Origin of the sequence: Bacillus sp. FSL R9-9410 (assembly GCF_038050385.1) — a bacterium.
GTDB lineage: Bacteria > Bacillota > Bacilli > Bacillales > Bacillaceae_G > Bacillus_A > Bacillus_A cereus_U.
In genome coordinates, this window is record NZ_JBBOTV010000001.1 from 176,410 (window position 1) to 199,739 (window position 23,330).

Genomic DNA, 23,330 nt, shown 5'->3' on the forward strand with positions numbered 1-23,330 from the left:
AGAAAGAGTGGTAAGCATGTTAGATTGGATGAAAAAGCTGTTTAACAAAGAGGAAGAAAAAACAGTGATGAATAAAGAAGTACCAAAGCAAATTGTAAGTCAGCCGAAAATTCCTCGTGTAAACCACTACACTGAAGCAAGAGAAGCACAAATGGCAAATCGGAATGCAGGGAAATGTCGTTTTCCATTAATACCAGATAATGGCTTCGATGAGGAGGATGTAAGAGAACTGCCTAACTTTGAAGAACAACCTATTCAAAGAGGAACATATGAAGAACAGCCTACTCAAAGAGGAATAAAAGTGGAAAGAAGTAGACGATCGTATGTGGAAACAGAAGCCCCTACATATGAAGAACCGGAATTGCAATATGAACCGGAACCAGAGCCTGTCGTAAAAAAAGCATTCGTACCGTCGCAAGAAAGTAACCGTAGACCATTTCGTCCAACAGAAATGATTTCTCCGATTTATGGATATAACCGTCCTTCAGTAGAAACGAAGGTTGTGCAGGAGGAAGAAAAGGAAAGAGAAGATCTTGAAATATCTGTTGAAGGAAAAGCTGTTGTTGACGCATGGTTAGAGAAAAAGGGATATACATTATCTGACTTTTCGGGAGTTCTACAAGGAAGTTCATCTGTTAAGAATGGAGTGAACGAACGAAGTAATAAAGTAGAAGAAAAATCGGTTGTGGATGCATGGTTAGAGAAAAACGGTTACGAAGTTGAACGTCAAGCCCCTTCATTAGAAGAAAGCCTAAGTGATGATTTGCTTCATAAAACAGTAGGACAGCATGTGGAAGAAGAGGCTACAATTGTACAAGCCTTGAAGCAGGAGCAAGATGTAGTGGCGTTATCATCTACAGAAGATAACGAAGAAACTTTACAAGAAGAGTCAATAGATTCTAAAGTAGAGCATGTGTATTCGATATTAACAGAAGAAAATGAATGTAATACAGAAATAGAAGAAACTGTTGCTGAAGTTGCAGCAAATCAAGTCGAAGAAGAAACCTTAGAAGATGTAGTGATTGTAAAAGCAGATGAAAAGCTTGAAGAAACAATTACTATAGAAATACCAGATGCTTTTGAAGAAGAAGAAGTGGAATTAGAAGAATCTGAGGAAGCAGAAGAAGTGGAATTAGAAGAATCTGAGGAAGAAGAAGAAGTGGAATTAGAAGAATCTGAGGAAGCAGAAGAAGTGGAATTAGAAGAATCTAAAGAAGCAGAAGAAGATGCGGAGTTAGAGGAATCTAAAGAAGCAGAAGAAGTGGAATTAGAGGAATCTAAAGAAGCGGAAGAAGTTGTGGAGTTAGAAGAAGCTAAGGAAGCAGAAGAAGTGGAATTAGAGGAATCTAAAGAAGCGGAAGAAGTTGTGGAGTTAGAAGAATCTAAGGAAGCAGAAGAAGTTGTGGAATTAGAAGCATCTAAAGAAGCAGAAGAAGATGTGGAGTTAGAAGAATCTGAGGAAGCAGAAGAAGTTGTGGAGTTAGAAGAATCTAAGGAAGCAGAAGAAGTTGTGGAGTTAGAAGAATCTGAGGAAGCAGAAGAAGATGCGGAGTTAGAAGAATCTGAGGAAGCAGAAGAAGTTGTGGAGTTAGAAGAATCTGAGGAAGCAGAAGTTGTGGAATTAGAAGAATCTGAGGAAGCAGAAGTTGTGGAATTAGAAGAATCTGAGGAAGCAGAGGTTGTGGAATTAGAGGAATCTAAAGAAGCAGAAGAAGTTGCGGAGTTAGAAGAATCTGAAGAAGCAGAAGAAGCTGTGGAATTAGAGGAATCTAAGGAAATAGAATCAGTTACGGAATTCGCATTAGAGGAAACACCGCAAGAAGAAGTAATTGAAGAAACGATGAATACAGAGTCGTTAGAAAATATAGCAGTTGAAGAGCAACCAGTGATTTCTCAGCAAGAAACAATTGAGTTCATGGAAGAAAGTGAAGTATTCGTACCAGTTTCAGAAGCAGATGAGCAAACGAAGAAAGATGTTCAAAGCTTTGCGAATGTTTTAATTGAAGAAGCTGATGAAAAGAAACAAGTTGTTGAAGAACAGCCTGCTGCACAAAAAGAAGAGCCGAAACGTGAGAAAAAGCGTCATGTTCCATTTAACGTTGTCATGTTAAAACAAGACAGAAAGAAGTTAATGGAAAGACATGCGGTAAGAACGAACGTAACGCAATCTACTGTCGGTGAACGAGTAACGGAAAAACCAATGCAGCAAGTGGTAGTGGAAGCCCAAGTGGAAGAAAAGCCAATGCAACAAGTAGTGGTAGAAACCCAAATGGAAGAAAAACCAATGCAGCAAGTGGTAGTAGAAGCGCAAGCGGAAGAAAAACCAATGCAGCAAGTAGCGGTGGAAGCCCAAGCGGAAGAAAAGCCAATGCAGCAAGTAGCGGTGGAAGCCCAAGTGGAAGAAAAACCGATGCAACAAGTGGTAGTGGAACCGCAAGTGGAAGAAAAACCGATGCAACAAGTAGTGGTGGCTGAACAAGTACAAGAGCCAATTTCAAATACGGAAGTACAAGAGAAAGCATATGTTGTAAATCAAAAAGAGAACGATATGCGCAACGTACTACAAACGCCACCGAAGTATGAACTTCCGCCATTAACGTTGTTGGCGATTCCACAGCAGGCAGCATTAGATAATACGGAGTGGCTAGAAGAACAGGAAGAATTATTAAATACGACATTTAATAATTTCCATGTTGGAGCACATGTTATTAACGTGTCACAAGGGCCGGCGGTAACTCGTTTTGAAGTACAACCAGACCCAGGTGTGAAAGTAAATAAAATTACAAATTTAAGTGATGATATTAAGTTAAGTTTAGCTGCGAAAGATATTCGAATTGAAGCACCAATTCCAGGGAAGAGTGCAATTGGAATTGAAGTTCCAAACAAGGAAAGTAAGCCAGTATTCCTGCGTGAAATTTTAAGAAGTCCTGTATTTACAAAGAGCGAATCACCGCTTACAGTTGCGCTGGGGCTTGATATTTCAGGTGATCCAATTGTAACGGATATTCGAAAAATGCCACATGGACTTATTGCGGGTGCAACTGGTTCAGGGAAAAGTGTGTGCATTAACGCGATTTTAACGAGTATTTTATATAAAGCGAAGCCGCATGAAGTGAAGTTGATACTAATTGATCCGAAGATGGTTGAGCTTGCACCATACAATTCTGTTCCACATCTTGTAGCACCTGTTATTACTGACGTAAAAGCAGCTACAGCTGCGTTAAAGTGGGCGGTTGAAGAGATGGAACGTCGTTATGAATTGTTTGCTCATGCTGGTGCTCGTGATTTAACTCGTTACAATACGATTGTAAGTGGGAGAGAAATCCCAGGTGAGACATTACCTTATATTGTAATCGTCATTGATGAGTTAGCGGACTTAATGATGGTTGCTCCTGGTGATGTTGAGGAAGCGATTTGTCGTATTGCACAAAAAGCTCGTGCTTGTGGTATTCACTTATTAGTTGCGACGCAGCGTCCATCTGTAGACGTTATTACAGGTTTAATTAAATCAAACATTCCAACGCGTATTGCGTTTACAGTATCATCTCAAGTTGATTCGCGTACGATTATCGATATCGGTGGCGCGGAGAAATTACTTGGCCGTGGTGATATGCTATTTTTAGGAAACGGCACATCTAAACCAGTTCGTGTACAAGGTGTATACGTATCAGATGATGAGATTGAAAGAACAGTTGATCATGTGAAAAAGCAAATGAAGCCAAACTACTTATTTAAGCAAGAGGATTTATTAGCAAAATCAGAGCAGAGTGAGTCTGAAGATGAACTATTTTTTGATGCATGTCAATTTGTTGTAGAGCAAGGGGGGGCGTCCACATCTTCTGTACAGAGAAAATTCCGCATAGGTTATAATCGCGCGGCACGTCTAATTGAAGAAATGGAGTCGCAAGGGATTATTTCTGAAGCAAGAGGAACGAAACCGAGAGAGGTCCTTATTTCCGAGGATGAATTTGCCGCTATGCAGGAAACGAATGTATAGTAAACGGTTTTGCTGTATACTAAGAGAAAATGTTGGATAGTAAAGTAGGGAGTAAAGCGACATGAAAGAAATTGAATTAAAATTAAAAGGTGAAATAAATCGACTAACAAATAAAACATTTAAATTTGATGAACGTGTTGGAGAAGGCTGGTTCTCTGCCGTTTACTTTTTAAAAACTAGAGAAATTATTGAAGAATTTCGCCCGAAAAGTGTTGTAACAATGCAGTTTTTCCAAAAAGAACATTCAGTTCTTTGCGGAGCAGATGAGGTAATCGCATTGCTACAAACATTCGCCAAAAATCCTGAGAAATTAGAAATTCATTCTTTAAAGGATGGCGATAATATTAGCCCGTTTGAAACAGTTTTAACAATTCATGGTCCTTATGAATACTTCGGCTTTTTAGAAGGTGTAATTGATGGGATTTTAGCTCGTCGTACATCAGTTGCGACAAACGTATATAACGTTGTCCAAGCTGCACGTAGTGTAGATAAAGAAAAACCGGTTATTTTCATGGGAGATCGTGACGATCATTATACTCAACAAGCTGGTGACGGCTATGCGGCATACATCGGAGGTATGAGCGCACAAGCAACGCATGCAATGAATGAATGGTGGGGCAGAAGTGGTATGGGGACGATGCCTCACGCTTTAATTCAAATGTTTAATGGCGATGTTGTTGAAGCAGCAAAGGCATATCATAAAAAATTCCCAGAAGATGAATTAGTCGTACTAATTGATTATAACAATGATGTCATTACAGATGCACTTCGCGTAGCGCGTGAATTTGGATCAACATTAAAAGGTGTACGTGTCGATACGTCTCGTACAATGATTGATCAATACTTCATTCGTCACCCCGAAGTACTTGGAACATTCGATCCACGTGGTGTAAATCCATCACTTGTATTTGCACTTCGTAAGGCTCTTGATGAGGAAGGGTTCCAACATGTAGATATCGTTGTAACTGGTGGGTTTGATGAGAAGCGTATTCGTGAATTTGAAGCTCAAAATGTTCCTGTCGATATATACGGAGTAGGAAGTAGCTTATTAAAAATGAATATTGGTTTTACTGGTGATAACGTAGAATTAGATGGAAAACCAGAAGCAAAAGCTGGTCGTAAATACCGTCCAAATTCACGTCTAGAGCGTGTTCAATTAGAAACAAAAGAAGATATGTAAAAGCGAGAAAAACTGATAGGTGATTGACCCTATCAGTTTTTCTGTTATCATAGTATAGCAGCTTGTTTTTTGCTATAATAAATGTGTTATGGACATAAAAAAAGTACGTACGAGTTTATCACTGATAAGTGAATATAAAAAGAAATTCACTGCATCAGAAATGTATGATGATTACCAAAATAAGAAAAGATTCATATACTGTCTTATAGATAGGCCGTTGTATTAGTTCGAAATGTTGGAGGTTCTTTAAGATGACAGTTTACCATTTTGTAGGAATTAAAGGAACAGGAATGAGTTCATTAGCACAAATTCTTCATGACATGAAGCATACTGTTCAAGGGTCTGATTATGAAAAGCGTTTCTTTACACAAACAGCATTGGAAAAGCGTGGTATTTCCATCCTTCCTTTTGATAAAAATAATATTAAAGAAGGACAAGTGATTATCGCAGGAAACGCATTTCCTGATACGCATGAAGAAATCGTAGCAGCAAAAGAATTAAATATCCCAGTACATCGTTATCATCACTTCTTAGGTGACCTTATGAATCAGTACACAAGTGTTGCAGTAACTGGTGCACATGGAAAAACATCAACTACAGGTTTGTTAGCCCATGTAATGCAAGGCGCACATCCAACATCTTACCTTATTGGAGATGGAACTGGGCATGGGGTAGAAAATAGTAAGTATTTTGTATTTGAAGCTTGTGAGTATCGTCGTCATTTCTTGTCTTACTATCCAGACTATGCAATCATGACAAATATCGATTTCGATCATCCAGATTATTTTGCAGACATCAATGATGTATTTAATGCATTCCAAGAGATGGCATTGCAAGTGAAAAAAGGTATTATTGCATGTGGTGATGATGAAGAACTTCAAAAAATTCAAGCGAAAGTACCTGTTATTTTCTATGGATTTGGAGAAGATAATGATTTCCAAGCACGTAACATTCAAAAGAGAACTGATGGTACTATATTCGATGTATTCGTTCGTAATACGTATTATGACACGTTCAAAATTACAGGATACGGCGATCACAGCGTATTAAATGCATTAGCAGTTATCGCGCTTTGCCATTATGAAGACGTTGATGTAGAAGCGGTTAAACATCAACTAACAACATTTGAAGGTGTTAAACGTCGCTTTAATGAAAAACCGATGGGAGAGCAAGTTATCATTGATGACTATGCACACCATCCGACAGAAATTAATGCAACGATTGAAGCAGCTCGTCAAAAACATCCAGAGCGTGAAGTTGTCGCTGTATTCCAGCCACATACATTCTCACGTACAGAGAAATTTTTAGATGAGTTCGCAGAAAGCTTAAGTAAAGCTGACCAAGTATACTTATGTGATATTTTCGGATCAGCACGTGAAAACAAAGGTGAATTAACAATTGAAGATCTGCAAAAACGTATCGATGGCGCAGAGCTGATTACAGATACAACAACAGAGGTATTAAAGAAACATAAACACGGCGTTCTTATTTTCATGGGCGCAGGTGACATCCAAAAATTCGAAGCAGCTTACGTAAAAGAAGTTCAAGTTGCAGAGAAGTAAGAAAAAAGACGCATAGCTATGGCTGTGCGTCTTTTTTGTTGTGTTCGATATATTTTAAAAAGCGTTGATATGTTGATATTGCTTATTCTTTTTGTATTGTCGTTTTAATAAAACGATATACAGTGAACTAAAAAATACATATCCGATTAAATAATAGAATGAAAACATATCGAACTGTTTTGTTATCATAATTCGAATAGCGAAAAATGAAAATGGAAGAGCGATTAAAACGCTAGTACTAAAAGAAAGCACTGTTTTTAAAAATTTTAATAGATCTGCATTCCAATGGTTCTCTCTACAGATGAACCAAATGTTGCTTGCGATAAAGGCTAGTAAAAATGGTAAATTAGCTGAAATATTTATAAAACCAAGTGCGATAGGTACTGATAAAGCCCCAAGTGGAGCGATTGATAGACCTGTAAAGTATTTAATAAATGTATTTGTAGATTGCTGTGCATCTTGAATAACGTCTGTATATTCTGCTGCAATTTCCTTTGCTAATTCTTTTGGAGGTAGAAATTCTTCAATAACTTGTTGAGGGATAATTGCTAAGGGTATCCCGTCACTTTCTTTACTTAATGCGTTTTCATATAAATCGGATTTGATTTCTAGCACATGTTGTTCTCTTGTTGATGTAGGCAAGTTCATTAAACCTTTGTGAAGATCCTGTAAGAAAGAAGCGATGAGTTCATTTGAAAAGAATTGTTCCTTGTTCATTTTTTATCCTCTCCTTTAGCTAGTAACATTAGAGCATGATAAACTGCGTCATAATCATTTAAGCGATTATGCAAAATTTCTCTCCCTTCATCTGTAATCCGATAGTATTTTCTTTTTGGTCCATCACCGGACTCTTCCCAATAGGAAACAGCCCAATTGTTTTTTGTAATTCGATTTAAGATAGGATAAATCGAACCGTTTGGAATATGAAATACAGGGATATCTTGTAATGCACTTGTAATTTCGTATCCGTACATAGGTTGTTTGCTTATTAAAGACAAAATAGCGAGATCAAAAACACCTTTACGTAATTGAATTATAAAATTATCATTTTTTTCCATGGCTTAACTATATATGATTCATATCTAGATATCAATCATATATAGTGGTTATTCGTATATAAAAAAAGAAAGTGTGAATATTTAACATTTTTTATCTGTAAGTGTTAGAATAATAAGAAAAATGAAAAGGGGCTAAAAAACATGTTCACACTCCGAGTAGATGACGAAATCGAATTACAACTATTAGAAAAACATCATAAAGAGGGACTATATGAATTAATAGATCAAAATCGTAATCATTTAAGAAGATGGCTTCCGTGGGTAGATGGGACGAAATCTGCTGCTGCTTATGATGATATTTTTCCGATGTGGTTAAAGAAATTTGCAGAGGGAGATGGGTTCGAGGCTGGCATACGTTATAAAGGAAAGCTCGTTGGGATGGTAGGTATTCATCCAGTGATCTGGGGTAAGAAAGCTACGAGTCTTGGATATTATCTTGCAGAAGATGCTGGCGGAAAAGGTATTATGACGCGAAGTGTGAAGAGTGTGCTTCATTATGCATTTGAAAATTTAAAGTTGAATAAAATTGAAATTCGGTGCGGTGTTGAAAATGCGAAAAGCCGTGCAATCCCAGAACGTTTAGGGTTTAAGTTAGATGGAATTTTACGAGATGAAGAATGGGTGTATGATCATTTTCAGGATATTGCTGTTTATAGTTTACTAGCTTCAGAATGGAAGGATATTCGATGAACGAGAAGATTTGTATTATGCCATATGAAAGTAAGTTTCGAGATGAAGTAGTAGATCTCATTGTTCATATTCAGCGAAAAGAGTACAATGTCCCAATTACGAAAGAAGAGCAGCCGGACTTACTAGAAATAGAAACGTTCTATCAAAGAGACAGCGGAAACTTTTGGGTAGCAGCTTATGATGGTAAAGTAGTTGGAACGGTAGCTTTATTAGATATTGGGAAGCATCAAGTAGCGCTAAGAAAAATGTTCGTGAAAAAAGAGTTCCGCGGAAAAGAATGGGGTGCATCAAGTATGCTGCTTCAAACAGCAATTTCTTGGGCTGATGATAAAAAGTTGAAAGATATTTATTTAGGAACAACAGTAAAATTTTTAGCGGCGCATCGCTTTTATGAGAAGAATGGTTTCCAAAGTGTGAGTATAGTAGAGTTGCCAAAAAGTTTTCCTGTGCTAGAGGTAGATAAGAAATTTTATAGATATATTATTTGAAAAGGTCATTTATAAATGATCTTTTTTTATAAACTAAAATGGAAATTATGGTATAATTTGGATTAGGGGGTGTGGGTATGAACTTTCCAATTCAAAGAAGTAAGTTAGGAATAATTTTCGCTAGTATAACGTTAGCTTTTATGGTGGTATATCCAATAGTTATGTTTTTTACAAGAAAAGGGGATTGGGCTTCAGCTCTAATTGGGATGGGATTATGTTTTATTGTAAATGTCCCTCTCGTTTGGGAAATGTTCATTAAAAAACATAAAGTGGAAAATGGTATTTTAAAATACGGAATTTTAAATGACGACGTTGTATTAAAAGATATAAGAGTTGTTCGTCAAGTTGGAAAATCATTTGAGATTACAACGAATGCGTATAAAGTACATATGATTGCGATGCCGCAAGATCCGGATGAATTTTTGGCGTTTATCGCGAAAGAAAATCCATATGTGAAAATAGAAATGGTAGGTAAGAAATGAAATATATAAAATCTTTATCCCGCTATTTGCGGGCAGTAAGAATCCCACCTCAAAATTCGGCTGGAGCAAAGAAGTAAGGTGGGAGATCAACTGCCCGTAAACGCCCGATTGGTGAGGGCTAATAATCAGTGGGGGATGAACAACCCCCCCACTGATTAAAGTTTCACTTTATTTTGTTTGGAAATTTTGCTAGTGCTGGCTATTTGCACTAGAGTATATATGAAACGGGATCTGCCCTTATATGTCCCAATATTAATAGGTACTATCGCAGTGACGCTTTTATTTTATTTTCATTTTTGGCAAACAAAAAGCGAGAAAAGTAGCTCCATATAAAGTAGGGGGATTAGAAATGAAAAAAAATTATATGTTGTTTTTGTTTCTACTAATCACATCCATTCTTTTAATAGGATGTAGTGCGAAGAAAGAGAAGTCTGATGTTAGTTTAGAAAAGGCACAAAAAATTGAAATAGAATCGCTTATTGATTCGAGCTATAAAAAAACAATTACCGATAAGAAAGAAATCACAAAGTTGTTTGAATCAATCAAGATGAATGAGTGGGAAATGGAATCGGCTCCTATGGATACTCCGCAAGGGAAAACGTTTAAAATGTATCAAGAGGATACACCGAAATTATTGGATTCGAGTAAAGATAAAAAAGAATTACATGAAATTGGTACTATGACAGTATATAAAGATGTCCCTTATGTTGAGGTTGAATTGAAAATTAGTAAAATGAAAAATAAAAATAGTTTTAAAGTACCAGAAGATGTAGCTAAAAAATTATTAGAGTATTAATGAAAAAGCGCTCGGGATTCTATCCGAGCGCTTTTCATATTATTTTAAGTTCTCTGGGTTTAAAGCTTCTAGTTCAGTTACAACGAAGCGTCCGTCTTTACGGATTAGTACGTCGTCGAAGTAAATTTCGCCGCCGCCATATTCAGGGCGCTGAATGCATACTAAATCCCAGTGGATGTTAGAGTTGTTGCCGTTCCATGCATCATCATAAGCTTGTCCAGGTGTGAAGTGGAAGCTACCATCGATTTTTTCATCGAATAGAATGTCTCCCATTGGATGTAAGATGTATGGGTTTACGCCGATTGCGAACTCACCAACGTAGCGTGCGCCTTCGTCTGTATCGAAGATTTTGTTAATGCGCTCTGAATCGTTTGCAGTTGCGTCAACGATTTGGCCATTCTCAAATTTAAGTTGTACATTTTCAAATGTATAGCCGTTGTAAGGTGATGGCGTGTTATAAGAAACTGTACCGTTAACAGAATCGCGAACTGGTGCAGAATATACTTCACCATCTGGAATGTTTAAATGACCTGAGCATTTAATTGCTGGAATGTCTTTAATAGAGAATGTTAAGTCAGTTCCAGGACCAGTTAAGCGAACCTTATCTGTTTTATTCATTAATGTAACAAGGCTATCCATTGCCTTGTCCATTTTACCGTAATCTAAGTTACATACTTCGAAGTAGAAGTCTTCGAAAGCTTCTGTGCTCATTTTAGCAAGCTGCGCCATAGAAGCATTTGGGTAGCGAAGAACAACCCAGCGTGTTTTCGGAACACGGATGTCTCTATGAACCTTTTTACCAACTGTTTGGCCGTGAACTTTCATACGTTCACTTGGAACGTCAGCTTGTTCGTTAATGTTATCACCAGAGCGAAGACCAATGTAAGCATCCATATCTTTCATTACGCTCGCTTCATATGCAGCGATTTGTTCGAAATGTTCTTCAGTAGCACCCATTAATAAAGAGCGATCTACTTGATGATCTTTTAAAGAAACGAATGGGAAACCACCAGCTGCATATGCTTCTTTTACAAGTGCTGTTACAAGTTCTTTTTGTAAGCCAAAGTTTTCAATTAATACTTTCTCACCTTTTTGTAATCGGATAGAGTAGTTAATTAAATTGTATGCTAACTTTTCAATACGTGGATCTTTCATATGTAAAGCCTCCCTACTAATTATGTATCCTCACCTATTGTAACCTACTTAGTGGAATTTGTTGAATGATTTGTGTTAAAGTTAACGAATAAGTATGAAAATTCTAATGGAAAGATAGGGATTAGAACGAAACGGAAAATGATTGTATAATAAGAGAAAGTATGAAAAAGATAAAGGAAGTGATGAAATGCAAGTTCTTTTATATGTAAGTGCGGCTATTATTGCAGTTGCTTTCGCTGTATTAGTAGTGTATGTATGCAGAACGTTGTTATCGGTTCAGAAGACGTTAGAAAATGTTGCAAGTACGTTAGAAGGTTTAGAAAAGCAAATGCAAGGAATAAGCGTAGAGACGGAGCAATTATTACATAAGACAAATGCGTTAGCTGATGATATTCAACAGAAGTCACAGTCGCTAAATAAAGTAGTAGAAGGTGTAGATGGAATCGGAACGACGATCCACTCTTTAAATACGAAGCTTCGCAACGTTTCAGAGTCTGTTACAGACGAAATTGAAAATAATGCAGATAAAGTGGCACAAGTTGTACAGTGGAGCAGCGCAGCAATTGAAGTATATAATCATTACCGTACTACGAGACAAGAGAAAAAGATTGAAAAAGAAGAGCGTAAACTTGAGAAAGCTGAGCAGAAGGCTGAAAAGAGAGAGAAGCGCTCTAGACTTCGCATGAGAGGTGAGTAATGATGAGTATGATGAAGATTGAAACAATTGAAGAACTTGAAGCGTTAGTAGAAAAGAATGAGCCTTACGTTCTTTTTAAACATAGTACGACATGCCCAATTAGTCACGGTGCATATACAGAGTTTCAAGCGTATTGCGGTGAAGAAAGAGAAGTGCCAGCATATTACTTATACGTACAAGATGCGAGAGATGTTTCGAACAATGTTGCAGAGCAGTACAGCATTAAGCATGAATCTCCGCAAGTACTATACATAAAAGATGGAATGGTAGTATGGCATACATCGCATTGGAATATTAAAAAAGAAGCTTTAGAAGAGAATGTAAAATAGGGGGAGGCAAGCGAAGGGCTTGCTTCTTTTTTATTTTGTTGCAATATATTTAATGGTACACTAGAGATACATTAAAACTAAGTAAATTGACTTTTGAAAGTGGGTTTTAAGCAATGAAGAAAATGGCGTTATTCATCGCAAGCTTAAGTGTATTACTGGGGGCTTGCAGTAATAATACTATTGAGAAAAAAGATGAAGTTGTACAGAAAGATACGAAAGAAAAAAGTATGATTCCAAGGACTGCTGTTTCTAAGGATTACTATAGAACTGTTATTCCTTTAAAAGAACAAAAGGTAATTAATACAGTTAATGTTAAAACTAATTCTAAACTAGATTTAGCAGAATATGAAAATGGTTTAATGGATATTGCTTCAAAACAATTCGATACAGAAAATTACGTATTACAATTAAATCAATATATTCCAGAGAAAACAATTGATGAATTAGTTACGAAACAAGAAGTACCAGTTTTGACTAATATTATAGAACAGGACTACTTCGGCAAACAGAATTCAAATGAACTAAGCTTATCTGGTGTTGTTATTGGTTTATCTATGTCTTCAAGTGTATCTAATGAGGAAGCTATTTCTAAAGGTACTGAAGTCGCTAAGGGGCTTGTAGAAGCTATTAATAAAAATGATAAATATAACAAATCTCCAATTACGTTTGCTATATTCAAGCAAGAAAGTACAAGTTCTTTAAAGAATGGTACTTATATTTCAAGCGCTACTGTTCAAAAGAACGAGACTAACCTTGGAAATTGGGATACTATTGATGAAAAATCGTATTCGTATCCTTCTCAAGAATTTGAGGGAGCACAAGGAGAAGATAAGAAAAAGTTAGATGATTTTTCGAAAGCAATAAAGAAATTCTCTCCAGGAGATTATATCCCTGTTAATGCTAAGATTTCTTATAAGCAAAATAAGATGGATAAATTAAAGATGGATCTTGTCGTTAAATATAATGGTAAGTCAGAATTAATGGCACTCTCTCAAATGGCTGCTCAAAGTATGTTAGAACAATTTCCTAAAGATGCTAAGGTTCAATTACAGATAAAGTCCGAGAATAAAATCGAGGTTGTTATTATAAAAGAGAAGAACAGCGATAAACCGTTTGTTTCTTTCCTATAAAATAAAAAAGACAGTTTTTAAGCTGTCTTTTTTATTTTATAAATTTTCCGCAGTTCAATGAGTTTATGAAAGAATTAAAAGCATTCGGAAGTAAATTATAAAAAGGTTTCTTAGTCTATGTAGCCCTTGTTACATAATTTTTTACAAAAATTGACCTTTTTTGTATAAAAAATACGAAAATACGAGAAAAGAAGCGAATTTTTTCGAAACTTTTGCGGGAAAATATTGTATGACCCTGCGTTTTTATCGTATCATTAGTAAAAGGAAGAACTCGGGACGATTGTTGGCATCTGCAAATAGAGTTGATGTCTTTTTTTCATTCAAGTGAACCGATACATAAAAATAGATAACATAAATAGAAGGAGTGTGCGAAGAGATGAACATAACAATCTATGATGTAGCGCGCGAAGCAAACGTTTCAATGGCTACCGTATCACGTGTTGTGAACGGTAACCCAAATGTAAAGCCTACAACAAGAAAGAAAGTATTAGAAGCAATTGATCTTTTAGGATACCGCCCAAATGCGGTAGCACGTGGACTAGCAAGTAAGAAGACAACTACAGTGGGTGTTATTATTCCTGATATCTCAAATACGTTTTATGCAGAACTTGCTCGTGGAATTGAAGATATCGCAACAATGTACAAATATAACATCATTTTAAGTAACTCTGACCAAAACAAAGAGAAAGAGTTCCACTTATTAAATACGATGCTTGGGAAACAAGTGGACGGGATTGTTTTCATGGGTGAAGATATTACAGATATTCACGTGGAAGAGTTCAAAAAATCTCCAGTACCAATCGTATTAGCAGCGTCATTTGATGAGCAAAATGAAACGTCATCAGTAAATATTGATTATACACAAGCCGCTTACGATGCAATGAAGCACTTTGTTGAGCAAGGACATAAGCGTATCGGTTTCGTCTCTGGTCCTTTCATTGATAAAGCAGGAAGCGCGAAGAAGTTAAAAGGTTATAAAAAAGCTTTAGAAGAAGCAGGTATTTCATATGATGAAAATCTTATAATTGATGGAGATTACACATATGATTCAGGTATAGAAGCGTTTGAAAGACTTTGGAGCATGGATGAAAAGCCAACAGCAATCTTCGTATCTTCTGATGAAATGGCACTAGGTGTAATCCACGCAGCACAAGACGCGGGATTAAACGTACCAACTGATATCGAAGTGCTTGGTTTTGACAACACACGTCTTGCATTAATGGTGCGTCCACAGCTTTCAACAGTTGTACAACCAATGTATGATATCGGTGCAGTAGCAATGCGTCTACTAACGAAATACATGAACAAAGAAAAAGTAGAAGATCACTCAGTTATCTTACCTCACCGTATCCAATTTAGAGATTCAACGAAGTAAGAATAAGAGAGCTCACAGCGATAGCTGTGAGCTCTTATTAGTATTCAGGATAGTATTGTTTAACTACTGTATCGACAGTTTCATTTTTCTTAACATGTAAAAAGCGTGCATATAATTCTTTTCCTGTCTCAAATGGTGTGTCATCTAATTCGAAAACATGCAACACTTTTCTAAACGTCCATGTTACTTGCTCACCGTACATATTATCGTACGTATCTTCAGAATGTAGAGCTATCTTTTCACCTAGCTCGTGAGCGTCCTCTAAACTGTTCGCCTTAACGAGAATAATACTTTCTTCAAAAAGTGTATCGTGATTCTCTTCATAATGTTCATCAATTTTACTAGGATTAGGTTCACCTGAATGAACAGATTCAAATAATAATTTTACAGCGTACATATGAGATCAATCTCCTTATGCTGAATGTTTTACTTTATAAACAATACTCGCGATAAGTGAAGCTGGTATTGTAAATACGTTGCTTTGATAATGGTAATGTATTTGGGATTCTTCATAAGACATTCGCTACAGTTGGGGTTATTCCTTGTTATATGTCACACAAGTGCAAATTTAACTATTATAGGGCAATGTCATGTATAATAGAAAGAAAAGGCTTGTGAGGGGGGAGAAGAGATGATCGTTCTTTGGATAATTACGCTTTGCATGACTGCTATTTTTGCATATATGACGTTAAAACAAAATGGCTTAAAGCGATTTGTTCCAGGAAGTATTCTTGCAGGAATCGCCCTTATCACGTATGTAATTTCAATTTTTACTGAAAGTATTTCGATAGATTTAAGTACGAGTTTAATGTTTATCGGTATTACACTATTTGCAGGTAGCATTATGGTACTTATGGTTGCAGGTATTATTGCATTTATTCATATGAATTCAGAAACGTTATAGCATATAAAAAAGGCATGTCCCGAGAGGGGCATGCCTTTTGTCCGTTCAATTATGCTCTATCTTGAGAAGAGTTTTGTTGTTTTAGTAAGTCGCGAATTTCGCTAAGAAGAACTTCTTCTTTTGTTGCTTTTTCTTCTTTCTTTTCAGCTTCTCTTTTTAAAGTCATTTTGTTAAAGACTTTAACGAAAATGAAGATTGCGAATGCAACGATTAGGAAGTCAAATATCGTTTGGATAAAGTTACCATATTTAACAGAGGCCTCGCCTACTGTAAATTTTAATCCTGTGAAGTTAATTCCGCCCATTAATAAACCGATTAATGGTGTAATGATATCTTTTACTAAAGAACTAACGATTTTACCGAATGCAGCACCGATTACAACCCCGACAGCTAGATCAATGACGTTTCCTTTTAAAGCGAACTTTTTAAACTCGTTCCACATGTGTTAATCCCATCCTTTCCACGATTCAATATGAAATTTATAATTCCTATCAACATATTCTATAGAAATTTGTGATAGAAATAAAGAGGAAATGGGAATGAAAGTAAATTCTGAAAAATGTATCCGTTTTAATTTTTGCTTACAGCTTGCAGTAGAGATTGGAGCATTTGTTGAGATTTTAATCCTTCTAATCCATCTACAATAGGCTGTGTATCACCTTGTACACATTGGATAAAATGATGAACAGCATCTTCAAATCCGCGCTGCTTTAACGTTGTCTCCCATGATGGTGAACCACTTTGTGAAACGGAGTTTTCTTGCTCAATTTCAAATGTGTTCATATTTTTTACGCGAATGATTTTACCTGCCGTTACAAGTTCAATTTGTTCTAAATTTGTACCTGCATGGCGGTGCATCGCCGTAGAAAGTAAAAGTCCATTTGCAGTTGTATATGTATGATGTCCGTAAAGAAGTTCGTTCTTTTCATTGATTTGCATCATATTATGAACGACGTTAAGGTCATCGTTAGCTAACCAGCGAGCAGTATCTACAATATGTAAGTAATCATCTAACATAGTAAAGTCATACGTATATGGCCCCACCTTATTTGTGCGGTGCTTTTCAATTCGAATCCATGAAGTATCATTAGCTTGCTCTTTGGCAGTAACGTACATAGGAACGAAACGGCGATTAAATCCCACCATTAACTTTCGATTATACTTTTCACTCATTTCAACTAGTTTCTCTGCTTGTTCAGTAGTAGCAGCTAGCGGCTTATCAACATAAACATCGATTCCTTTTTTCAGAAGTTCAGAAACGATTTCATAATGTGTAGCAGTTGAACTATGAACGAAAGCCGCATCACATTCTGAAGCGAGTGCCTGAAGGTTAGCGAAATCTTGAATACGATATTGCTCGCAAATTTGTTTTCTTTTATTAACATTAGGTGTAAACGCTCCCACAAAAGTCCAATCAGTTTCCTTTGTCAGTGTTGGAAGGTAAGCCTTTTGTGCAATACTACCTAATCCAATCATTCCAATACGAGGTTTGCTCATGTTTTTTTCCCACCCTATTATAAATATATAAGTTGTCTAGCTGTATAGCTATGTGACGAAATAACTGTAGCATAGACTGGGGAGAATGGCAAAAAATAGATTTGAAAATGATACGTTTTTTATAGGAAATGAGCTTTTATTTATTTGTCGCTAATAAAATCTTCTCTATCTCTTCAAAGTTATGAGCACGGGCGTGTTGCAATGGGGTAATACCATCATTGTCGGGAATATTTACATCAGCACCATGTTCAATAAGAAGTTGAATGACTTGTTGCTGTGTTTCATCTCCATTGCTTAGTACGATGGCCTCCATTAAAGCTGTCCATCCGAGGTTATTTACATGGTTTACATCGATATTTGTTCGAGTGAGGAGTTCTTTTATTACATCGAGATAACCATGCTCTGAGGCTGGAATAAGAGCCGTTCCGCCGTAACGATTCGTCAGAGCTGGATCTGCACCAGCATCAATCGTTAGTTTTAAAATGTCTAAGTAACCTTCTGCACCGGCGTATAGAAATGGATTGTTTTTCATATTATCTTGGATATTTACGTCAGCACCAGCGTCGATAAGAGCTTTGGCGGTTTTTACATCATTTTTGTATGTAGCAATCATAAGAGGAGTACGTCCTTTATTGTCCGTTATATTTATGTCAGCCCCTTTTTTGAGTAATGATATAACAGTATTTGTTTCTTGTTTCTTAGTAGCTGTTAGTAGTGCTGTCTCCATGTTTGTCATCTCCTTTTTAACTTCTTGTTCTTGTGAGCATCCTTGTAAAAAAATTACGCAACATATCATGCTTAATGTTTTTTTGAACATGGAATTTCAACCTCCTTTTGTAAGCAATTCGGCATCCTAATTTAAACTGTAAAATAGGAACATTAAATTTTTATAAACTGGTGCTAAAATTACTATAAAATCGCTTGAGTATTTGAACATATATTTTTATGCTTATGAGTAATAAGGATAGATAAAGTGAGGATTTTAATTATGTCTATTAAAACAAGGTTTTTATTTTCTTATATTGCCGTTATTCTCGTTTCCATTACGCTTATATTAGTCGCGGGATTTTTAATTGTTTTTTCGATAACGGGTGATTTGGAATCAGTGAAAAATTTCTACAAGAGTTCTTACATCCAAAAGCCACTGACGGCGGAAGAAGAAAATATTTTTCTTGAATTGAAATCGGAGGCTAAACAGAATCAATCACAATTGTTAGATGAATCGTTCATGTCATCGATCGAAGAGGAAGATGTGAAAATAGTTGTAAGGAAAGGAGAAGCAATTTCATATGCTTCAAAAGTATTTGAAAGCGTAGCTTTAAAAGAAGCTCTTCCAAAATTTGAAAAGACAAATATCAATAGTCGTGGCACAACGGAACTAAATGGTACATTTTATCGATATGTAAAATTTGATTTTTATTTTCCAGAGAATGAAGAAGGGAGTATATTTGTACTAAAAAAGCAAAGTTCGTTCGTAGATCTTACACAAAAATTATTTCCGATTTTATTCGTAGCGCTTTTACTTTTAGCCATTTTACTCATTGGACTAGTAAGTTATTTTGTCTCAAGAAGTGTGATAAAACCAATCTTTGTATTGAAAGATGCAACTGAGAGAATTAAAGAAGGAAATTTAGATTTTCAAATTCCAGTTACATCGTACGATGAGGTAGGGCAATTAAATCAAGGGTTTGAGGAAATGAGGAAGAAGTTAAAAGAATCGATTGAAGTGCAAACGCAATACGAAGAAAATCGAAAAGAACTTATTTCAAACATCTCTCACGATTTAAAAACACCAATTACATCTATTATAGGCTATGTGGAAGGAATAAAAGATGGGGTAGCAAATACGCCGGGAAAAATGGATAAATATTTAACAACCATTCATACGAAAGCAAAACATATGGACACACTCATTGATGAACTATTTTTGTTTTCGAAGCTCGATTTGAACCGAGTTCCATTTCAGTTTGAAACGATAGAGTTAAATATGTTTATGCAAGATTTGATAGAAGAGATGCAGATGGATTTAAGTGAAGAAGGTATATCTGTATACTTACAATTACAGCATGTATCACCGCTATATGTAATAGCGGATCTTGAAAAAATAAAGAGAGTTATATCGAATTTAATTAATAATAGTGTGAAGTACATGGATAAAGGTGAGAAAAAAATTACCGTTACAGCATCAAGTAATGAAAACAAAGTTATCGTGAAGGTGAAGGATAATGGATCAGGAATAGAATCTGATACACTTCCATATATTTTTGAGCGTTTTTATCGTGCAGAGCAATCACGAAATTCTAGCACAGGTGGAAGTGGACTTGGTTTAGCGATAGCGAAGCAAATTGTTGAAGAACATGGTGGGGAAATTTGGGCGGAAAGTAAGCTTGGAGAAAGCACAAGTATTTTCTTCTCGCTGCAAAAAGTACAGGAATGTGGTGAATGAATTGAAGAGAGTTTTACTAATTGAAGATGAAGTAAGTATTGCAGAATTGCAACGAGACTATTTAGAAATTCATGATTTTCAAGTTGATGTAGAGCATTCTGGAGAAACAGGCTTACAAATGGCTTTGAAGGAAGATTATGATTTAATTATTTTAGATATTATGCTTCCGAAGATGAATGGATTTGAAATTTGCAAACAAATACGTGCTAAAAAAGACATTCCTATTTTACTTGTTTCAGCAAAGAAAGAAGATATAGATAAAATTCGTGGACTCGGATTAGGTGCGGATGATTATATAACGAAACCATTTAGTCCAAGTGAGTTAGTCGCCAGAGTAAAAGCACATATTTCTCGTTATGAAAGATTATCAGGAAATATGGTTAAGAAGCGTGATACATTATACATTCACGGGATTTCTATTGATCAGCGAGCGAGGAAAGTTTTTATAAATAATAAAGAAGTTGCGTTTACAACGAAGGAATTTGATTTATTAACATTTTTTGTAATGCATCCAAACCAAGTGTTAAATAAAGAACAGTTATTTGAACGCATTTGGGGATTAGACTCAGCTGGCGATTTAGCAACGGTTGTTGTTCATATTAGAAAGTTACGTGAAAAAATTGAAAGAGATCCTGCTCATCCGCAATATATTGAAACAGTGTGGGGAGCTGGTTATCGCTTTAATGTGTAGTGAACCTGTCAAATTGTTGACAGGTTTTTTTATTGAAAAGAATGAGATTAAAAATATATTACTTTTATTTTATCTTTTTTTAATAATTTATTTATAGGCAATTTATACCCATTATTTATTATAAGTATCACAGAAATCAATTTGATTATTTGTAAGTGGAAAATACTGATAATAAATTTGGAGGTTATTAGGATGAAGAAAATGAAATTTTTAGTACCAGCAGTAATTGGATTTACAGTGCTTGTAACGGGATGTGCACAAGGAGAAACGCAGGCGCAATCAAAACAAGAAACGAAGCAAGAGGCGAAAAAAGAGAAGAAAAAGCAGCAAGCACAAATTACGAAACTAGAGCCATTAAATGCGATGACATTACAACTAACATTTGCTAAACCGTTATCAGAAGAAGAAGTGAAATTAGAAAACTTAGATGCTATTAAGAAAAACTTCGTGTTTAGTAATGGCCTGGAAATTGTGAATGTACCGAGACTAAAAACAGGGGCAACGAGTACATATATCGTACCTGTAAAGGTGCAAAAACCAGGTGGAAAATATACGTTAAGTTATAAGGACGGGAAAAAAGAAAAGTTTGAAGGAAGTTCGGAAAAGATTAATGTTCGCCAAGCGAAGCAAGTGACAAATGATACGTTTGAAATTGAATCATTTTTAGAAGATGGTGTGGTAGATTATGCAAATATTATTGAAGCGTATAAAGCAGGAAGAGGTAATCAAGCATTCCAATTAGATGAAGAAAATAAAGATAAAGATGGTAAACAATATCAAATCATTTCTTCACTTCGTGATAGAAAACTAACGATTACAGCAAGTTCAGGTGAAAAAATTGAAGTTGGATATGTTCCGTTTACACAAGCGTCCGATGGTAGACAAGCACCTAAATTCCGCTTACCTGCTGGCCAAGCGTTGAAACCAGGAACAGAGTACACAATTACGTCTGACTGGGCAACAGTTAAAAATCCGAAGTTTACTGCTTCGTCTATCGCTCCGTTAGTAATTCAAAGTGCAGAAGAAATAGACAATAAATCTATCCAAGTTACATTAGACAAAGATCCGAGCATGGAACTCTTTGCTGGTAGAAAAGTAGAGTTACAAAGTGAAGATGGAAAGAAAGTAGAAGCACAATATCGCTTCAGCTCTCGAAAAGGTGCAGTAGGAATCTTTGACTTACAAAACGGTGCAACTCTGCAGCAAGGAATGAAGTATACAGTTGTACCGATGGGAGGCTGGGCGACTGGCGAACAAGTTACATTTGTAGGGAAATAGTTCAGAGAGCGTAGGACAATTGTATAAATGACAGATTAAATCGAGTATAAAATCATAAAGGTTTTATGCTCGATTTTTTTATGTGTAATGGTGTGTTTTGCTTGTTACTTGAGTGAAAAGGGGAAAATAGGTAATTCGTGTTAAAATATAAAGAGAAATAAAATTTCTTTGTTTTGCTAAAACGAAGGATAGTTTGAGAGGGAGTGCTAGATTTTGGGGGATACATTAAAGAATAATAAATCAAACAGGGCTTTAAGAATTGGAACTAATATCATACTTATTTTATTAATTATAGGTGCAATACAAATGTTTTATGATGAAGATTATACGAATGACCATTTCGGCTGGTTATTTTTGGTGATATGTTGGATAGTTAGAAGCATTTTTAGTATTACGATAAGTTTAAAAGAAGGAGATAAAAAGTCAGTATTACTTGATTTAGGTTTAGTGCTTTTTTCCTTTTATCTTTTATTTGTATATAGTACGAAATATTTCTTTTGAAAATTAAGCTCATAGTCATATAGAGACTTTGAGCTTTTTGTCGGCAAATTAGCCTGTAACGTAATATATTATTTTAGATTTCCTCAATAATAACGGAACTAAAGTCTGTTGTTTTCTTGTTGCAACGTTTTATAAAACTCTCGCGTAGTAGAAGTAAACTGAGCAGCTTCTTCTAAAAAAGGATAATGGTTACTGTACTCAAATGGAACGAAGATCGAATTACGTATCCCCTCATGCATTTCAATAGAATATTGAATCGGGCACTGCACATCATGTCTTCCGCAAATAATAAGCGTCTTTGTGTGGATAGAAGGTAAGTACTTTCTTAAATCAAATAACGGATATTCATAAGCGAAAGCGTTCATCCGACTAGCGGACATTGTTTTTTGGATTGGTTTACAAAAATAAGAGTTGTAGTTTTCAGGTTTATACAATGATAATTTGGTTCTCTTAGTAGATAATTCTTTTCGTTCTGCATTTGTAAGATGAGGGATTTTTAAGTTTTCGATGAGTTCTTGCATATAATGAAACTGTGGATGTTTTGGGTGATAAATACAAAATGATGTTTCGGTATAGTTACTGGCTGCGGCTCCGGCCATGACTAATGATTGCAAGGAAGTTGGATATGTAATGGCATATAAAAGGCCAAGCATACCGCCTGTTGAATGACCAGCGAAATGCCATGATGGAAGTTGTAAAGCATCTCTTATTGCTTCTAAGTCGTGAATGGTTTCAATCATACTTAATTCGTTTTCTGTCTGGGCTTTTACAGAGTTACCGGTGTCTCGCAAATTAACGAGGAATACACGATGTGTAGAAGTAAAAACATCCGCAAAATAATCACCTGTATTATTAAACTGTGAATAATGATGTGTAATGCAAAGTGGTTCGCCATTGCCTTTTGTGAAAATTTCGAATGTGCCGCGCTTTGTATTGACTATTTGTTGTTTCCACATAGTATCACTACCTTTTTTCATTAGAGTTGGGGTTAGTTCATTAGTAACTAAAAATACATCAACGATTCGACACGGAATATCGACTTAACAACAAAAAACGACAATAGTAGCAAAATAT

24 protein-coding genes and 1 pseudogene are annotated in these 23,330 nt (G+C 35.9%); 16 read left to right on the forward strand and 9 right to left on the reverse strand.

The window, feature by feature from the left end:
• The first annotated feature begins 16 nt into the window (after positions 1-16).
• From MKX77_RS01015 to murC, 3 genes are all read left to right on the forward strand, one after another.
• Positions 17-3,997, forward strand: coding sequence for a DNA translocase FtsK (locus MKX77_RS01015; RefSeq protein ID WP_341305588.1), 3,981 nt, complete (start codon positions 17-19; stop codon positions 3,995-3,997).
• Positions 3,998-4,058: 61 nt separating this feature from the next.
• Positions 4,059-5,177, forward strand: a complete 1,119-nt coding sequence (locus MKX77_RS01020; RefSeq protein WP_215554439.1) for a nicotinate phosphoribosyltransferase — start codon at positions 4,059-4,061, stop codon at positions 5,175-5,177.
• Between the two features lie 251 nt (positions 5,178-5,428).
• Complete coding sequence (gene murC / locus MKX77_RS01025; protein WP_215554438.1) at positions 5,429-6,739, forward strand: UDP-N-acetylmuramate--L-alanine ligase; 1,311 nt, start codon at positions 5,429-5,431, stop codon at positions 6,737-6,739.
• A gap of 54 nt (positions 6,740-6,793) precedes the next feature.
• Here the strand turns inward: murC and MKX77_RS01030 are convergent, their stop codons facing one another.
• Together MKX77_RS01030 and MKX77_RS01035 are read right to left on the reverse strand one after the other, a co-directional pair.
• Positions 6,794-7,456 (reverse strand): HAAS signaling domain-containing protein, encoded by a 663-nt coding sequence (locus MKX77_RS01030; RefSeq protein ID WP_341305589.1) that lies wholly within the window; start codon positions 7,454-7,456, stop codon positions 6,794-6,796.
• A complete protein-coding gene (locus MKX77_RS01035; RefSeq protein WP_341305590.1) occupies positions 7,453-7,797 on the reverse strand; it encodes a PadR family transcriptional regulator in 345 nt (114 codons plus the stop codon). The genes MKX77_RS01030 and MKX77_RS01035 overlap by 4 nt, the downstream gene beginning before the upstream one ends.
• A 141-nt stretch (positions 7,798-7,938) precedes the next feature.
• Here MKX77_RS01035 and MKX77_RS01040 point away from each other — a divergent pair, with 141 nt between their 5' ends.
• The 4 genes from MKX77_RS01040 (at position 7,939) to MKX77_RS01055 (ending at position 10,253) form a co-directional block, all read left to right on the forward strand.
• Entirely contained in the window at positions 7,939-8,487 is a 549-nt protein-coding gene (locus tag MKX77_RS01040) for a GNAT family N-acetyltransferase (RefSeq protein ID WP_215554437.1), read from the forward strand.
• Positions 8,484-8,975: a GNAT family N-acetyltransferase gene (locus MKX77_RS01045; RefSeq protein WP_341305591.1), complete on the forward strand. Its 492-nt coding sequence runs from the start codon at positions 8,484-8,486 to the stop codon at positions 8,973-8,975. Before MKX77_RS01040 ends, MKX77_RS01045 begins: the two co-directional genes overlap by 4 nt.
• 77 nt (positions 8,976-9,052) lie before the next feature.
• The gene (locus MKX77_RS01050) at positions 9,053-9,457 is read left to right on the forward strand and encodes a PH domain-containing protein (RefSeq protein ID WP_341305592.1); all 405 of its coding nucleotides are present in this window, start codon (positions 9,053-9,055) and stop codon (positions 9,455-9,457) included.
• 349 nt (positions 9,458-9,806) lie between these two features.
• A complete protein-coding gene (locus tag MKX77_RS01055; RefSeq protein WP_341305593.1) occupies positions 9,807-10,253 on the forward strand; it encodes a hypothetical protein in 447 nt (148 codons plus the stop codon).
• A 39-nt stretch (positions 10,254-10,292) separates the two neighbouring features.
• On the opposite strand, the gene MKX77_RS01060 is transcribed toward MKX77_RS01055, so the two are convergent.
• Positions 10,293-11,408 carry an aminopeptidase gene (locus tag MKX77_RS01060; protein WP_002034367.1) on the reverse strand — a complete coding sequence of 372 codons (1,116 nt, stop codon included), beginning with the start codon at positions 11,406-11,408 and terminating at the stop codon, positions 10,293-10,295.
• Positions 11,409-11,595: 187 nt separating this feature from the next.
• Between MKX77_RS01060 and MKX77_RS01065 the strand changes: the two genes are divergently transcribed.
• The 4 genes from MKX77_RS01065 (at position 11,596) to ccpA (ending at position 14,939) form a co-directional block, all read left to right on the forward strand.
• Positions 11,596-12,105: a DUF948 domain-containing protein gene (locus tag MKX77_RS01065; protein ID WP_012261840.1), complete on the forward strand. Its 510-nt coding sequence runs from the start codon at positions 11,596-11,598 to the stop codon at positions 12,103-12,105.
• 2 nt (positions 12,106-12,107) lie between these two features.
• On the forward strand, positions 12,108-12,434 hold the full coding sequence (gene ytxJ, locus MKX77_RS01070; RefSeq protein ID WP_341305594.1) for a bacillithiol system redox-active protein YtxJ: 327 nt from the start codon (positions 12,108-12,110) through the stop codon (positions 12,432-12,434).
• Positions 12,435-12,547: 113 nt separating this feature from the next.
• Positions 12,548-13,564, forward strand: coding sequence for a CamS family sex pheromone protein (locus MKX77_RS01075; RefSeq protein WP_341305595.1), 1,017 nt, complete (start codon positions 12,548-12,550; stop codon positions 13,562-13,564).
• A 376-nt stretch (positions 13,565-13,940) separates the two neighbouring features.
• On the forward strand, positions 13,941-14,939 hold the full coding sequence (ccpA, locus tag MKX77_RS01080) for a catabolite control protein A (protein WP_215554432.1): 999 nt from the start codon (positions 13,941-13,943) through the stop codon (positions 14,937-14,939).
• A 37-nt stretch (positions 14,940-14,976) separates the two neighbouring features.
• Here ccpA and MKX77_RS01085 read toward each other — a convergent pair whose 3' ends face one another.
• Positions 14,977-15,336, reverse strand: coding sequence for a DUF4288 domain-containing protein (locus MKX77_RS01085; protein WP_341305596.1), 360 nt, complete (start codon positions 15,334-15,336; stop codon positions 14,977-14,979).
• A gap of 15 nt (positions 15,337-15,351) precedes the next feature.
• A pseudogene (locus tag MKX77_RS01090) lies at positions 15,352-15,459 on the reverse strand (DUF3949 domain-containing protein); the annotation flags it as partial.
• Between the two features lie 111 nt (positions 15,460-15,570).
• Between MKX77_RS01090 and MKX77_RS01095 the strand changes: the two are divergent.
• Positions 15,571-15,843 (forward strand): DUF3917 domain-containing protein, encoded by a 273-nt coding sequence (locus tag MKX77_RS01095; RefSeq protein WP_002112306.1) that lies wholly within the window; start codon positions 15,571-15,573, stop codon positions 15,841-15,843.
• Positions 15,844-15,892: 49 nt separating this feature from the next.
• On the opposite strand, the gene mscL is transcribed toward MKX77_RS01095, so the two are convergent.
• The 3 genes from mscL to MKX77_RS01110 all read right to left on the reverse strand — a co-directional run bounded on the left by mscL (position 15,893) and on the right by MKX77_RS01110 (position 18,157).
• The gene (gene mscL / locus MKX77_RS01100) at positions 15,893-16,285 is read right to left on the reverse strand and encodes a large conductance mechanosensitive channel protein MscL (protein ID WP_341305597.1); all 393 of its coding nucleotides are present in this window, start codon (positions 16,283-16,285) and stop codon (positions 15,893-15,895) included.
• A 128-nt stretch (positions 16,286-16,413) separates the two neighbouring features.
• Positions 16,414-17,340: a Gfo/Idh/MocA family protein gene (locus MKX77_RS01105; protein ID WP_341305598.1), complete on the reverse strand. Its 927-nt coding sequence runs from the start codon at positions 17,338-17,340 to the stop codon at positions 16,414-16,416.
• 136 nt (positions 17,341-17,476) lie between these two features.
• On the reverse strand, positions 17,477-18,157 hold the full coding sequence (locus tag MKX77_RS01110) for an ankyrin repeat domain-containing protein (protein ID WP_341305599.1): 681 nt from the start codon (positions 18,155-18,157) through the stop codon (positions 17,477-17,479).
• Positions 18,158-18,328: 171 nt separating this feature from the next.
• On the opposite strand from MKX77_RS01110, the gene MKX77_RS01115 reads away from it, so the two are divergent.
• The 4 genes from MKX77_RS01115 to MKX77_RS01130 all read left to right on the forward strand — a co-directional run bounded on the left by MKX77_RS01115 (position 18,329) and on the right by MKX77_RS01130 (position 22,256).
• Entirely contained in the window at positions 18,329-19,786 is a 1,458-nt protein-coding gene (locus MKX77_RS01115) for a sensor histidine kinase (protein ID WP_341305600.1), read from the forward strand.
• A 1-nt stretch (position 19,787) separates the two neighbouring features.
• A complete protein-coding gene (locus tag MKX77_RS01120) occupies positions 19,788-20,477 on the forward strand; it encodes a response regulator transcription factor (RefSeq protein WP_341305601.1) in 690 nt (229 codons plus the stop codon).
• A 192-nt stretch (positions 20,478-20,669) separates the two neighbouring features.
• A complete protein-coding gene (locus MKX77_RS01125) occupies positions 20,670-21,755 on the forward strand; it encodes a hypothetical protein (protein ID WP_341305602.1) in 1,086 nt (361 codons plus the stop codon).
• Positions 21,756-21,968: 213 nt separating this feature from the next.
• A complete protein-coding gene (locus MKX77_RS01130) occupies positions 21,969-22,256 on the forward strand; it encodes a hypothetical protein (RefSeq protein ID WP_085312531.1) in 288 nt (95 codons plus the stop codon).
• Positions 22,257-22,354: 98 nt separating this feature from the next.
• Here the strand turns inward: MKX77_RS01130 and MKX77_RS01135 are convergent, their stop codons facing one another.
• Positions 22,355-23,233 carry an alpha/beta fold hydrolase gene (locus MKX77_RS01135; protein ID WP_341305603.1) on the reverse strand — a complete coding sequence of 293 codons (879 nt, stop codon included), beginning with the start codon at positions 23,231-23,233 and terminating at the stop codon, positions 22,355-22,357.
• Positions 23,234-23,330 lie beyond the last annotated feature (97 nt).